The organism is Pantoea agglomerans (assembly GCF_021397715.1).
In the GTDB taxonomy this organism is placed as follows: Bacteria; Pseudomonadota; Gammaproteobacteria; order Enterobacterales; family Enterobacteriaceae; genus Pantoea; species Pantoea astica.
The window spans coordinates 3,954,866-3,969,213 of the sequence record NZ_CP090207.1 but is presented as its reverse complement, the minus strand read 5'-3'; the positions used below and the strand labels follow the sequence as shown (position 1 = coordinate 3,969,213).

At 56.5% G+C, this 14,348-nt stretch carries 6 protein-coding genes and 2 rRNA genes; 7 read left to right on the top strand and 1 reads right to left on the bottom strand.

Features of this window, described 5'->3' with window-relative positions; translation table 11 throughout:
• Positions 1-81 precede the first annotated feature (81 nt).
• The 6 genes from LZU96_RS18845 (at position 82) to aceK (ending at position 9,413) form a co-directional block, all read left to right on the top strand.
• Positions 82-2,986, top strand: a 23S ribosomal RNA gene (locus LZU96_RS18845).
• 210 nt (positions 2,987-3,196) lie between these two features.
• Positions 3,197-3,312: ribosomal RNA gene (gene rrf / locus LZU96_RS18840) — 5S ribosomal RNA — on the top strand.
• Between the two features lie 179 nt (positions 3,313-3,491).
• Positions 3,492-4,421: a homoserine O-acetyltransferase MetA gene (gene metA / locus LZU96_RS18835; RefSeq protein WP_233985597.1), complete on the top strand. Its 930-nt coding sequence runs from the start codon at positions 3,492-3,494 to the stop codon at positions 4,419-4,421.
• Positions 4,422-4,683: 262 nt separating this feature from the next.
• Complete coding sequence (aceB, locus tag LZU96_RS18830) at positions 4,684-6,282, top strand: malate synthase A (protein ID WP_233985596.1); 1,599 nt, start codon at positions 4,684-4,686, stop codon at positions 6,280-6,282.
• A gap of 17 nt (positions 6,283-6,299) precedes the next feature.
• Positions 6,300-7,601, top strand: a complete 1,302-nt coding sequence (aceA, locus tag LZU96_RS18825) for an isocitrate lyase (protein ID WP_233985595.1) — start codon at positions 6,300-6,302, stop codon at positions 7,599-7,601.
• Positions 7,602-7,664: 63 nt separating this feature from the next.
• Positions 7,665-9,413, top strand: a complete 1,749-nt coding sequence (gene aceK, locus LZU96_RS18820) for a bifunctional isocitrate dehydrogenase kinase/phosphatase (RefSeq protein ID WP_233985594.1) — start codon at positions 7,665-7,667, stop codon at positions 9,411-9,413.
• Here aceK and iclR read toward each other — a convergent pair.
• Positions 9,388-10,218 (bottom strand): glyoxylate bypass operon transcriptional repressor IclR, encoded by an 831-nt coding sequence (gene iclR / locus LZU96_RS18815; protein WP_233985593.1) that lies wholly within the window; start codon positions 10,216-10,218, stop codon positions 9,388-9,390. The two genes, aceK and iclR, sit on opposite strands and share 26 nt — an antisense overlap.
• Positions 10,219-10,459: 241 nt before the next feature.
• Here iclR and metH point away from each other — a divergent pair, with 241 nt between their 5' ends.
• Positions 10,460-14,095, top strand: a complete 3,636-nt coding sequence (gene metH / locus LZU96_RS18810; protein WP_419149894.1) for a methionine synthase — start codon at positions 10,460-10,462, stop codon at positions 14,093-14,095.
• Positions 14,096-14,348 lie beyond the last annotated feature (253 nt).

Here is a 14,348-nt window from a genome sequence, read left to right as displayed (position 1 = left end):
AATAAGAATGAAAAACACGATATGTTCGAGTCTCTCAAATGCTTGCAACACGCAGCGTTGAAAAACGCCTGTGGGTTGTGAGGTTAAGCGACTAAGCGTACACGGTGGATGCCCTGGCAGTCAGAGGCGATGAAGGACGTGCTAATCTGCGTAAAGCGACGGTAAGGTGATATGAACCGCTACAGCCGTCGATGTCCGAATGGGGAAACCCGGTGCACTCAGTGCATCATTGCAGCATGAATACATAGTGCTGCAAGGCGAACCGGGGGAACTGAAACATCTAAGTACCCCGAGGAAAAGAAATCAACCGAGATTCCCCCAGTAGCGGCGAGCGAACGGGGAGCAGCCCAGAGCCTGAATCAGCTTGTGTGTTAGTGGAAGCGTCTGGAAAGTCGCAGGGTACAGGGTGATACTCCCGTACACAAAAACACACATGCTGTGAGCTCGATGAGTAAGGCGGGACACGTGGTATCCTGTCTGAATATGGGGGGACCATCCTCCAAGGCTAAATACTCCTGACTGACCGATAGTGAACCAGTACCGTGAGGGAAAGGCGAAAAGAACCCCGGCGAGGGGAGTGAAACAGAACCTGAAACCGTGTACGTACAAGCAGTGGGAGCCTCTTTATGGGGTGACTGCGTACCTTTTGTATAATGGGTCAGCGACTTATATTCTGTAGCAAGGTTAACCGTATAGGGGAGCCGCAGGGAAACCGAGTCTTAACTGGGCGTTAAGTTGCAGGGTATAGACCCGAAACCCGGTGATCTAGCCATGGGCAGGTTGAAGGTTGGGTAACACTAACTGGAGGACCGAACCGACTAATGTTGAAAAATTAGCGGATGACCTGTGGCTGGGGGTGAAAGGCCAATCAAACCGGGAGATAGCTGGTTCTCCCCGAAAGCTATTTAGGTAGCGCCTCGTGAACTCATCTTCGGGGGTAGAGCACTGTTTCGGCTAGGGGGCCATCCCGGCTTACCAACCCGATGCAAACTGCGAATACCGAAGAATGTTATCACGGGAGACACACGGCGGGTGCTAACGTCCGTCGTGAAGAGGGAAACAACCCAGACCGCCAGCTAAGGTCCCAAAGTCATGGTTAAGTGGGAAACGATGTGGGAAGGCACAGACAGCCAGGATGTTGGCTTAGAAGCAGCCATCATTTAAAGAAAGCGTAATAGCTCACTGGTCGAGTCGGCCTGCGCGGAAGATGTAACGGGGCTAAACCATGCACCGAAGCTGCGGCAGCGACGCTTATGCGTTGTTGGGTAGGGGAGCGTTCTGTAAGCCGTCGAAGGTGTGCTGTGAGGCATGCTGGAGGTATCAGAAGTGCGAATGCTGACATAAGTAACGATAAAGCGGGTGAAAAGCCCGCTCGCCGGAAGACCAAGGGTTCCTGTTCAACGTTAATCGGAGCAGGGTGAGTCGACCCCTAAGGCGAGGCCGAAAGGCGTAGTCGATGGGAAACAGGTTAATATTCCTGTACTTGGTGTTACTGCGAAGGGGGGACGGAGAAGGCTATATCGGCCGGGCGACGGTTGTCCCGGTTTAAGCGTGTAGGTGTGTGTTCCAGGCAAATCCGGTTCACTTTACACTGAGGCGTGACGACGAGGCACTACGGTGCTGAAGTGATAAATGCCCTGCTTCCAGGAAAAGCCTCTAAGCATCAGGTAACACAAAATCGTACCCCAAACCGACACAGGTGGTCAGGTAGAGAATACCAAGGCGCTTGAGAGAACTCGGGTGAAGGAACTAGGCAAAATGGTGCCGTAACTTCGGGAGAAGGCACGCTGGCGCGTAGGTGGAGGGACTCGCTCCCCGAGCCGAAGCCAGTCGAAGATACCAGCTGGCTGCAACTGTTTATTAAAAACACAGCACTGTGCAAACACGAAAGTGGACGTATACGGTGTGACGCCTGCCCGGTGCCGGAAGGTTAATTGATGGGGTTATCCGCAAGGAGAAGCTCTTGATCGAAGCCCCGGTAAACGGCGGCCGTAACTATAACGGTCCTAAGGTAGCGAAATTCCTTGTCGGGTAAGTTCCGACCTGCACGAATGGCGTAATGATGGCCAGGCTGTCTCCACCCGAGACTCAGTGAAATTGAACTCGCTGTGAAGATGCAGTGTACCCGCGGCAAGACGGAAAGACCCCGTGAACCTTTACTACAGCTTGACACTGAACATTGAGCCTTGATGTGTAGGATAGGTGGGAGGCTTTGAAGCGCAGACGCCAGTCTGCGTGGAGCCAACCTTGAAATACCACCCTTTAATGTTTGATGTTCTAACGTGGCCCCGTGATCCGGGGTGCGGACAGTGTCTGGTGGGTAGTTTGACTGGGGCGGTCTCCTCCTAAAGCGTAACGGAGGAGCACGAAGGTCAGCTAATCACGGTCGGACATCGTGAGGTTAGTGCAATGGCATAAGCTGGCTTGACTGCGAGAGTGACGGCTCGAGCAGGTGCGAAAGCAGGTCATAGTGATCCGGTGGTTCTGAATGGAAGGGCCATCGCTCAACGGATAAAAGGTACTCCGGGGATAACAGGCTGATACCGCCCAAGAGTTCATATCGACGGCGGTGTTTGGCACCTCGATGTCGGCTCATCACATCCTGGGGCTGAAGTAGGTCCCAAGGGTACGGCTGTTCGCCGTTTAAAGTGGTACGCGAGCTGGGTTTAGAACGTCGTGAGACAGTTCGGTCCCTATCTGCCGTGGGCGCTGGAGAATTGAGGGGGGTTGCTCCTAGTACGAGAGGACCGGAGTGAACGCACCACTGGTGTTCGGGTTGTCATGCCAATGGCATTGCCCGGTAGCTAAGTGCGGAAAAGATAAGTGCTGAAAGCATCTAAGCACGAAACTTGCCCCGAGATGAGTTCTCCCTGACTCCTTGAGAGTCCTGAAGGGACGTTGAAGACGACGACGTTGATAGGCCGGGTGTGTAAGCGCAGCGATGCGTTGAGCTAACCGGTACTAATGACCCGTGAGGCTTAACCTTACAACGCCAGAGGCGTTTTTGAGAGACAGATTTTCAGCTTGTTACCGGATACGTTTGTGTCCTGCGGACCCGGGTCCGGAGGATTTTGCGCTGAGGCAAGGCGGCAACCGAGCGATACGAAGGAGCATACTGAAGTATGTGACGGAGTAGCGGGAGGGCGGCCAACGCAGCATCAGCACAAAAGACACAGGACAGAGCACAAAGAATTTGCCTGGCGGCTGTAGCGCGGTGGTCCCACCTGACCCCATGCCGAACTCAGAAGTGAAACGCCGTAGCGCCGATGGTAGTGTGGGGTCTCCCCATGCGAGAGTAGGGAACTGCCAGGCATCATACCAGTGAAGAAGCCCCGCACAGCAGTGCGGGGCTTTTTTACGTCTGCTATTTGCCACTTTAAGCTGAAACATTTTCATTTTCCGCATGAACCCTCGACATTATACAGCCACCAGGCTAATGTTGGGCATCTGGATGTCTAAACGTTTATATGGTTGTAAGAGGTGAGCAGGTTATGCCAATCAGGGTTCCCGACGAATTACCGGCAGTGAATTTTTTGCGTGACGAAAATGTCTTTGTGATGACATCGTCGCGCGCCAGTGTTCAGGAGATCCGCCCGCTTAAAGTGCTCATACTGAATCTGATGCCGAAAAAGATCGAAACGGAGAATCAGTTTCTGCGTCTGCTTTCCAACTCGCCATTACAGATCGATATTCAGCTGTTACGCATCGACAGCCGGGAGTCACGTAACACGCCAACTGAGCACCTCAATAACTTCTACTGTAATTTTGAAGATATTCAGCACGACAACTTTGATGGCTTAATCGTGACAGGTGCCCCGCTGGGGCTGGTCGATTTTAATGATGTGGCGTACTGGCCACAGATCCAGCGTGTGCTGCACTGGGCCAAAGAGCATGTCACCTCAACGCTGTTTGTTTGCTGGGCAGTCCAGGCAGCATTGAATATATTGTATGGCATTCCAAAGCAGACCCGGCACAACAAGCTGTCTGGTGTCTTTGAACATCAAATCTTGCATCCGCATGCCTTACTGACCCGCGGATTTGATGATAATTTCCTGGCACCGCACTCACGTTATGCCGATTTTCCGACCCAGTTGATCACTGATTACACCGATCTGGAATTATTTGCTGAATCGGAACAAACCGGCGCTTACCTGATGGCGAGTAAAGACAAACGACTGGTGTTTGTTACCGGCCATCCGGAATATGACGCACTGACCTTATCGGGTGAATATCACCGTGACTATGAAGCCGGCCTCAATCCTGAGGTGCCTTATAACTACTTCCCGCAGGATAATCCGGCATTGCCGCCGCGTGCCGCCTGGCGTAGTCATGGCAATCTGCTGTTCTCCAACTGGCTTAACTATTACGTCTACCAGATCACACCGTTTGATTTACGCCGTATGAATCCTACTCTCGAATAGGGCCGGGATTATCCTCAACTGAACCGTGTTAGCCGCTGGCGACACGGTTTTTTTTCGCCTGAATGATGCGATGAAAACTGTTCCCTTAAAGTTTCTAACTTTAATTGCATTAAAAACAATCGGATAAGTATGTTTAACTAATAAAATGGAAATAGTTTTTGATTTAATAAATTAAATGCATATGCTCTGATCCTGTAGTGTACAAAACAGTCGATCCGGGGATCCGCGTTATTCGATCCTCTGAATACAGGAGAGCGCCAGCATGACAGATTCTGTGATCAGCCATACCCTGACCTTCAGCCAGCCCTTTAACCACGCCGAACAACAGCTTCTTACTGCCGAGGCGATTCTGTTTTTAGATGCGCTGGTGACGCGCTTTGCCTCACAGCGTGACGCGTTACTGATGGTCCGCCAGCAGCGACAGCAGCAATACGATCGGGGCTATCTTCCAGACTTCGATATGGAAACAGCTTCCATTCGAGCTAGTGAGTGGACGATCCGTTCGATTCCGGCAGACTTACAAGATCGCCGGGTTGAAATAACCGGCCCGCCGGATCGCAAAATGGTCATTAACGCCCTGAATGCGAACGTAAAAGTTTTTATGGCGGATTTTGAGGATTCACTGTCGCCGGAGTGGAATAAGCTGATTGAGGGACAACTGACCCTGCGTGAAGCGGTACAGGGCAGCCTCAGTTATACCAGCGACGCCGGTAAAATTTACCAGCTGCGCGCCGATCCCGCCGTGCTGATGTGTCGGGTGCGCGGACTGCATCTGTCGGAAAAGCATGTCAGCTGGCAGGGCAATCCGATTCCCGCCGGCTTGTTTGATTTCGCGCTCTACTTCTTTCACAACGTTCATCCGTTGCTGGCGAAAGGCAGCGGCCCCTATTTTTATCTGCCCAAAACCGAAAGCTGGCAGGAAGTCGCCTGGTGGCGTGAGATCTTCAGTTTCAGCGAAGATCGATTCGATCTGCCGCGCGGCACCATCAAAGCCACGGTACTGATTGAAACCCTGCCGGCGGTCTTCCAGATGGATGAGATCCTGTGGAGTCTGCGCGATCACATCGTCGGCCTTAACTGTGGCCGCTGGGATTACATCTTCAGCTATATCAAAACGCTGAAACAGCATGCGGATCGGGTACTGCCGGATCGTCAGTCCGTCACCATGGCTCAGCCCTTCCTGGATGCCTATTCACGCCTGCTGATCAAAACCTGTCACCGACGCGGTGCGTTTGCGATGGGCGGTATGTCAGCCCTGATCCCAAGTAAAGATCCGGCGCGTAATGCCTGGGTACTGCAACGCGTTACAGAGGATAAGCAGCGGGAAGCGGACAATGGTCATGATGGCACCTGGATTGCGCATCCCGGCCTGGCGGATACCGCCATAGCGGTGTTTGATGCGGTGCTGGGCAACCGGCCTAATCAGTTATCGGTCACTCGGGAAGAGGATGCGCCGATCGAGGCGGCGGCGCTGCTGGCGCCCTGTACCGGTGAACGCACGGAAGCGGGCATGCGCGCCAATATCCGCGTGGCGCTGCAATACCTTGAAGCCTGGATCAGTGGCAACGGCTGCGTACCGATTGATGGCCTGATGGAGGATGCCGCCACGGCAGAGATAGCCCGTACCTCAATCTGGCAGTGGATACGTCATCAGCAAACACTAAGCAGTGGTCAGCAGGTCACCGCTGAACTGTTTCTGCGCTGGCTAAACGAAGAACTCCACCTGTTGCAGCAGAACCTGGGCGAAACCCAATTCAGTGCCGGTCGCTATGGCGAAGCGGCGCAGCTGATGGCGCAAATCACCACCGAACGCGAGCTGGTCTCATTCCTCACTCTGCCGGGCTATCGCCTGATCCCCTGACTCTCGGAGACATTGCCATGACACGTACTCAACAAATCCAGCAACTCGAACAGCACTGGCAGCACCCGCGCTGGGCAGGCATCACCCGTCCTTACAGTGCGGCAGAGGTGGTGAATCTGCGCGGCTCGGTACAGCCCGCCTGTACTCTGGCCCAGCGCGGCGCGGAAAAACTGTGGGCGCTGCTTAATGGAGAGGCGAAAAAGGGCTACATCAACAGCCTCGGCGCATTAAGTGGCGGGCAGGCTTTGCAGCAGGCGAAAGCGGGGATTGAGGCGATCTACCTCTCTGGCTGGCAGGTGGCCGCCGACGCTAACGTGGCGGGCCAGATGTATCCCGATCAGTCACTCTATCCGGTTAACTCCGTGCCGGAAGTGGTGACGCGCATTAATCAGACCTTTCAACGCGCCGATCAGATTCAGTGGTCCAGCGGGATTGAAGCGGGCGACAGTCGCTATACCGACTTCTTTCTGCCGATTGTCGCCGATGCGGAAGCCGGTTTTGGCGGCGTGCTGAATGCGTTTGAGCTGATGAAAGCGATGATTCAGGCGGGCGCGGCGGCCGTCCACTTTGAAGATCAGCTGGCGGCGGTGAAAAAATGCGGTCATATGGGCGGTAAAGTGCTGGTGCCGACTCAGGAAGCGATACAAAAACTGGTGGCGGCACGGCTGGCGGCCGATGTCATGGGCGTCCCCACGCTGCTGCTGGCGCGCACTGATGCCGATGCGGCCGATCTGATTACCTCAGACTGCGATGAGTACGACCGTCCCTTTATCTGTGGTGACCGTACCGCCGAAGGATTCTTCCGCACTAACGCCGGGATTGAGCAGGCGATCAGTCGCGGGCTGGCCTATGCCCCGTACGCTGACATTCTGTGGTGTGAAACCTCAACGCCGGATCTGGCGATGGCGCAGCGTTTTGCCGATGCGATTCATGCGCGCTTCCCTGGCAAGCTGCTGGCCTACAACTGTTCACCGTCATTCAACTGGAAAAAGAACCTCGACGATCGCACCATCGCCCGCTTTCAGCAGGCGCTCAGCGAGATGGGATATCGCTTCCAGTTCATCACGCTGGCCGGTATCCACAGCATGTGGTTCAACATGTTTGACCTGGCCCATGCTTATGCGCAGGGCGAGGGTATGCGCCACTACGTTGAGAAAGTGCAGCAGCCCGAATTTGCCGCCCGCGATCGCGGTTACAGCTTCTCATCGCATCAGCAGGAAGTGGGCACCGGCTATTTTGACCGGGTCACCACCACCATTCAGGGCGGTAAATCGTCGGTAACGGCGCTGACCGGTTCGACCGAAGAGCACCAGTTCTGAGTGAATCCCTGACAGACTGACTTCCGCCCGGCACGCCGCGGGCGGGCTTTACCGGAGCTGAAAATGCCGCCACGCGAATCGCTGATTGCACACACCATCCTGCAGGGCTTCGACGCACAATATGGCCGTTTTCTCGACATCACGGCCGGGGCTCAGCAGCGCTTTGAACAGGCAGAATGGCAGGCAGTGCAGCAGGCCATGAAAGCGAGAATTCATCTCTACGATCACCATGTCGGGCTGGTTGCCGATCAGCTGCGGGTGCTGAACGGCGCAGCCTGCTGGGATGAGGCGTTCTGGCTGCGGGTAAAAAGCCACTATGAAAGTTTATTGCCGGGCTATCCACGTTATGAAATTGCCGAGAGCTTCTTTAATTCGGTCTACTGCCGGCTGCATGGCCATGCCGATCTGCAGCCGGAACGGCTGTTTATCTTCAGCTCTCAATCACCTTCGGCACCGGGCAGCCCGTCGCGTCCGCTGGCGCGCGGCTATCATCCGCAGCAGGGCTGGCGGGCGTTGATCGAGCAGGTGCTGCGCGATTTGCCGTTAACGCTGCCGTGGCAGCAGCGCGAACGGGATGTCGGATGGATTGTCCGTCATCTGCAGACGCGCTTTTCTCATCTGGATCAGGGCTGGCTTGAAGTCAGTTGTGAGCTGTTTTATCGCAATAAAACCGCCTGGCTGGTGGCGCGCCTGCACCTGCCGGACGCCATCCATCCCTGCCTGTTGCCGATTCAGCGCAGTGAGGCGGGCGAACTCTGGATCGATACCTGTCTGACGGAGGTGGATGACGCCAGTATTGTGTTTGGTTTCGCCCGCGCCTATTTCATGATCTATGCGCCGATGCCGGCAGCGCTGGTGGCGTGGCTGCAACCGATTCTGCCCGCCAAGACCCTGGCCGAACGTTATATGGCGATTGGCTGCCAGAAGCATGGCAAAACCGAAAGTTACCGTGAATATCTGCAGGCGCTGGAGCAGAATACGGCCGCCTTTGAGATCGCACCGGGCATTCGCGGCATGGTGATGCTGGTCTTCACGCTGCCGGGCTTTGATCGGGTGTTTAAGGTGATTAAAGATCGCTTCGCGCCGCAAAAAGAGGTGACGGAAGCGCAGGTGCGTGCCTGCTATCAGCAGGTCAAAGAGCACGATCGTGTCGGACGGATGGCGGATACTCAGGAGTTTGAGCAGTTTGCCTTGCCGCTGGCGCGTATCTCGCCAGAACTGCTGGCGGAGCTGAACGCCTGTGCGGCGGAGAAGCTGCAGATTGAAGGCGACCGGCTGATCATTCGGCATCTGTGGCTGGAGCGGCGTATGCAGCCGCTTAACCTCTATCTGGCCCAGGCCAGTGCTGCGCAACGGCGCCAGGCGATTGAGGAGTATGGCAATGCCATCCGGCAGCTGGCGGCAGCCAATATCTTTCCGGGCGACATGCTGTTTAAAAACTTCGGCATAACCCGCCATGGCCGGGTGGTGTTTTACGATTACGATGAGATCCGGCCGATGCAGGAGCTGAACTTCCGTGAAGTGCCGGCCGCACGCTACGAAGAGGATGAGCTCAGCGCCGAGCCCTGGTATAGCGTCGGGCCGGACGATGTGTTTCCGGAGACCTTCCGCTACGCCTTATGCAGCGATGCCGCCACCGGTGCCTTGCTACTGGAACTGCATCCTGAGATCTTCGAAGCCCGCTGGTGGCGAGCCCAGCAACAACGCATTGCCGAAGGCCATGTTGAAGAAATCATCGCCTGGCGGCAGGCGCAGCGCTTCAGCGTACGTTACGCGACGGAGGCGATCAGCGGCCACTGTACGCCAGCGTGACCTGACGCGCTTCCCGGATCACCAGCGCACCCAGCTCGGTAATGCGATCGTCGGTCATCCGGGCGATTGGACCGGAGATAGAGAGGGCGGCAAACGCCTCGCCGTGCTCGTCATAGATCGGTGCCGCGACACAACGCAGTCCGAGCGCGTGCTCTTCATCATCAAACGAGAAGCCCGCTTTACGTACCTGGGCCAGATTCTCTTTCAGGCTCTGCGGCGACATCAGGGTCTTCGGCGTGTAGTAATGCAACCCTTTCTGATGCAGCAGCGTGGTAACCTGCTCATCGCTGAGATGGGCCAGGAACGCTTTGCCTGCTCCCGACGCGTGCATGGGCAGCTTGCCGCCGATCGGCGCGGACATGCGCATCAGCTGAGTACATTGCACCTGATCGATGATCACCGCCTGATGATCGCTGAGATCCAGTACCGCCAGATTAACCGTTTCGCCCGAGGCCTCCATCAGGCTGCGCAGCACCGGATGCACCAGCGCCAGCAGGTTACGACTTTGCAGAAAACTGCTGCCCACCACAAAGGCGTGCGCGCCGATGGTCCACAATCCCAGATCGCCCACCTGACGGACAAAGCCCTGCTGCTGCATGGTGCTGAGCAAACGATGCGTCGTGGAGTTGGGTAACCCGGCCTGCTGCGCCAGTTCAGTCAGCGCCACGCTGCCGTGCGAGTCGGCAATCAGCTCCAGCAGCGTCAGGCCGCGGGTCAGGGATTGCACCTGGCCGCCCGCGGGTGCGGCAGTGGCAGCAGTGCCGCGAGGTTTTTTGCCGCGCTTTACGGGAACAGGCGTCGCCATGATCGAATCTCCTTAGGAATGTGGAAATCATTTTCGTTTTAATCACGCGCTTTGCAAACGCTGGTTTTCTGGTCAGACCTGTTAGCGGCCGACCTGAAAATGTCTCAGCTAAGGTTGCTTTGTGGGTTAACCCGCTTGTGACAGAATGAGGAACAGCTATTTCAGCCAGCAGATTGACGCGGATGGGCCAACAGTGAGCAATAAAATCGACGCACTACATCAGCAACTCGCACAACGCATTATGGTGTTGGACGGCGGTATGGGCACCATGATCCAGAGCTATAAGCTGGATGAACAGGATTTTCGCGGCAGCCGTTTTGCCGACTGGCCCTGCGATCTTAAAGGCAACAACGATCTGCTGGTATTGAGTAAACCGGCGGTGATCCGCGAGATCCACGACGCCTATCTGGCTGCCGGTGCCGATATTCTCGAAACCAATACCTTTAACGCCACCGCCATCGCAATGGCGGATTATCAGATGGAAGCGTTATCGGCAGAGATCAACTACGAAGCAGCCCGTCTGGCGCGTGCCTGTGCCGATGAATGGACGGCAAAAACGCCGGATCGCCCGCGCTATGTCGCAGGTGTGCTCGGACCTACAAACCGTACCTGCTCGATCTCGCCCGATGTTAACGATCCCGCCTACCGCAACGTCACTTTTAATCAACTGGTGGAGGCCTACCGCGAATCGACCCGCGCGCTGGTGGAGGGCGGTTCCGACATCATCATGATCGAAACGGTCTTTGATACGCTGAACGCCAAAGCGGCCATCTATGCGGTGCAGACCGAGATGGAAGCGCTCGGCGTGACGCTGCCGCTGATGATCTCTGGCACCATCACCGATGCCTCCGGGCGAACGCTCTCCGGCCAGACCACCGAAGCCTTTTACAACTCCCTGCGTCACGCTGAGCCGCTCTCCTTTGGCCTGAACTGTGCGCTGGGACCGGATGAGCTGCGTCAGTATGTGGCGGAGCTGTCGCGCATCGCCGAGGGCTACGTCACGGCGCACCCGAACGCCGGTTTACCTAATGCCTTTGGCGAATACGATCTCGACGCGGCGCTGATGGCGCAGCAGATTGGTGAATGGGCAACCTCGGGCTTCCTGAATATTATCGGCGGCTGTTGCGGGACCACACCGCAGCACATCGCCGCCATGGTGGCGGCCGTGGAGGGCGTTGCCCCGCGCAAGCTGCCGGACATCCCGGTTGCCTGCCGCCTGGCCGGCCTTGAGCCGCTCAACATCACCGCCGAATCGCTGTTTGTTAACGTCGGCGAACGGACCAACGTCACCGGTTCAGCAAAATTCAAACGGCTGATTAAAGAAGAGAAATATAACGAAGCGCTGGAAGTGGCGCTGCAGCAGGTTGAAAGCGGTGCGCAGATCATCGACATCAATATGGATGAGGGGATGCTCGACGCCGAAGCGGCGATGGTGCGCTTCCTCAATCTGATTGCCGGTGAGCCAGATATTGCCCGCGTCCCCATTATGATCGACTCCTCAAAATGGGAGGTGATTGAGAAAGGGCTGCAGTGCATTCAGGGTAAAGGCATCGTTAACTCTATCTCGATGAAAGAGGGAGAAGCGGCTTTTATTCATCATGCGCGTCAGGTCCGCCGCTACGGCGCGGCGATGGTGGTGATGGCATTTGATGAAGTGGGCCAGGCGGATACCCGCGCCCGTAAAATTGAAATTTGTCGCCGCGCCTACCGCATCCTGACCGAGCAGGTCGGTTTCCCACCGGAAGATATCATCTTCGATCCCAACATCTTTGCGGTGGCGACCGGCATTGATGAGCACAACAACTACGCGATGGATTTCATCGGCGCCTGTGAAGATATCAAGCGCGAACTGCCGCACGCGATGATTTCTGGCGGCGTCTCCAACGTGTCGTTTTCGTTCCGCGGCAACGATCCGGTGCGCGAAGCGATACACGCGGTATTCCTCTACTACGCCATCCGGAAAGGCATGGATATGGGTATCGTCAACGCCGGTCAGCTGGCGATTTATGACGATCTGCCGGCGGAACTGCGCGACGCGGTAGAGGATGTGATCCTTAACCGGCGCGATGACGGCACCGAGCGGTTACTGGATCTGGCGGAAAAATACCGCGGCGGCAAAAGTGACGGCTCCCAGGAGAAACAGCTGGCGGAGTGGCGCAGCTGGGACGTGGTGAAGCGACTGGAATATTCGCTGGTCAAAGGCATTACCGAATTTATTGAGCAGGATACCGAAGAGGCGCGTCAGCAGGTGCCACGTCCGATCGAGGTGATTGAAGGCCCGCTGATGTCCGGCATGAACGTGGTCGGCGATCTGTTTGGCGAAGGCAAGATGTTCCTGCCGCAGGTGGTGAAATCGGCGCGCGTAATGAAGCAGGCGGTGGCCTATCTGGAGCCGTTTATCGAAGCCAGTAAAGAGGCGGGACGCAGCAACGGTAAAATCGTGCTGGCCACGGTGAAAGGCGATGTGCATGACATCGGAAAGAATATCGTTGGCGTGGTGCTGCAATGCAACAACTACGAAATTATTGACCTCGGCGTGATGGTGCCGGGCGAGAAGATCCTGAAAACGGCGCGTGAAGTGAATGCCGACATCATTGGTCTGTCCGGCCTGATTACCCCATCGCTGGATGAGATGGTCAATATGGCAAAGGAGATGGAGCGGCAGGGCTTCACCTTACCGCTGCTGATTGGTGGCGCAACCACCTCCAAAGCGCATACCGCGGTGAAGATTGAGCAGAACTACAGCGGTCCGACGGTTTACGTACAGAACGCCTCGCGCACCGTCGGCGTGGTGTCCTCGCTGCTCTCCGCTACGCTGAGAGACGATTTTGTGGCGCGGACCCGCAAAGAGTACGAAACCGTGCGTATTCAGCACGCGCGTAAAAAACCGCGTACGCCGCCGGTGTCATTGCAGGCGGCCCGCGACAACGCCACCTCGATTGACTGGCAGAGCTATACGCCGCCGGTGCCGCATCGTCCCGGCGTCAGCCCGGTCGAAGCCAGCATTGAAACGCTGCGCAACTACATTGACTGGACGCCGTTCTTTATGACCTGGTCGCTGGCCGGTAAATATCCGCGCATCCTTGAGGATGACGTGGTGGGAGAAGAGGCGCAGCGTCTGTTCGCCGATGCGAATGCGATGCTGGATCAGCTAAGCCAGCAGGCACTGCTGAAACCGCGCGGTGTGGTCGGTATTTTCCCGGCTAACCGGGTCGGCGATGACATCGAGATCTATCGCGATGAGCGCCGCAGCGAGGTACGAGTAGTGAGTCATCACTTACGTCAGCAGACCGAAAAAAGCGACTTCGCCAACTACTGCCTGGCGGACTTTGTCGCACCTAAATCGAGCGGCAAAGCGGATTATCTCGGTGCCTTCGCGGTAACCGGCGGGCTGGAAGAGGATGCGCTGGCAGAGGCGTACGATCGTCAGCATGACGACTACAACAAGATCATGGTGAAAGCGCTGGCTGACCGGCTGGCCGAAGCCTTTGCGGAATATCTGCATGAGCGGGTGCGTAAAGTGATCTGGGGCTTCGCGCCCAACGAAAACCTCAGTAACGAAGAGTTGATTCGCGAAAATTATCAGGGCATACGTCCGGCACCTGGCTATCCCGCCTGTCCGGAGCACACCGAGAAAGCGGCGATCTGGAGTCTGCTGGATGTGGAAAAGCAGACCGGTATGCAGCTGACCGAATCCTTTGCCATGTGGCCAGGCGCAGCGGTCTCCGGCTGGTATTTCAGCCATCCTGATAGCCGCTACTTCGCTGTGGCACAGATTCAGCGCGACCAGGTAGAGGATTATGCGGCGCGCAAAGGGATGTCGGTGACCGAGGTCGAGCGCTGGCTGGCACCGAATCTCGGCTACGACGCGGACTAAATAAAAAAGCGGGCTGAGGGCCTGATGCTCGTCAGTTAAGGTTAAATTTGCAAAGGCTGTCACGGTCAGACGTGGCGGCTTTTTTCTGGGCAGGCGTGCCGCAGTGCGGGCCTGAGCTCCGCTGCTGCCGGGCCATCCTCGCGCCGCTGCGCGGTGCCTTCGGCTTTGACGTCGTGCCGACGAACCGTTCGGGGATCGGCCTTCCCAGGCCGGCCCCGAACTCTCCACGCTTCCCGGCGTGGCGTTCTGGCTC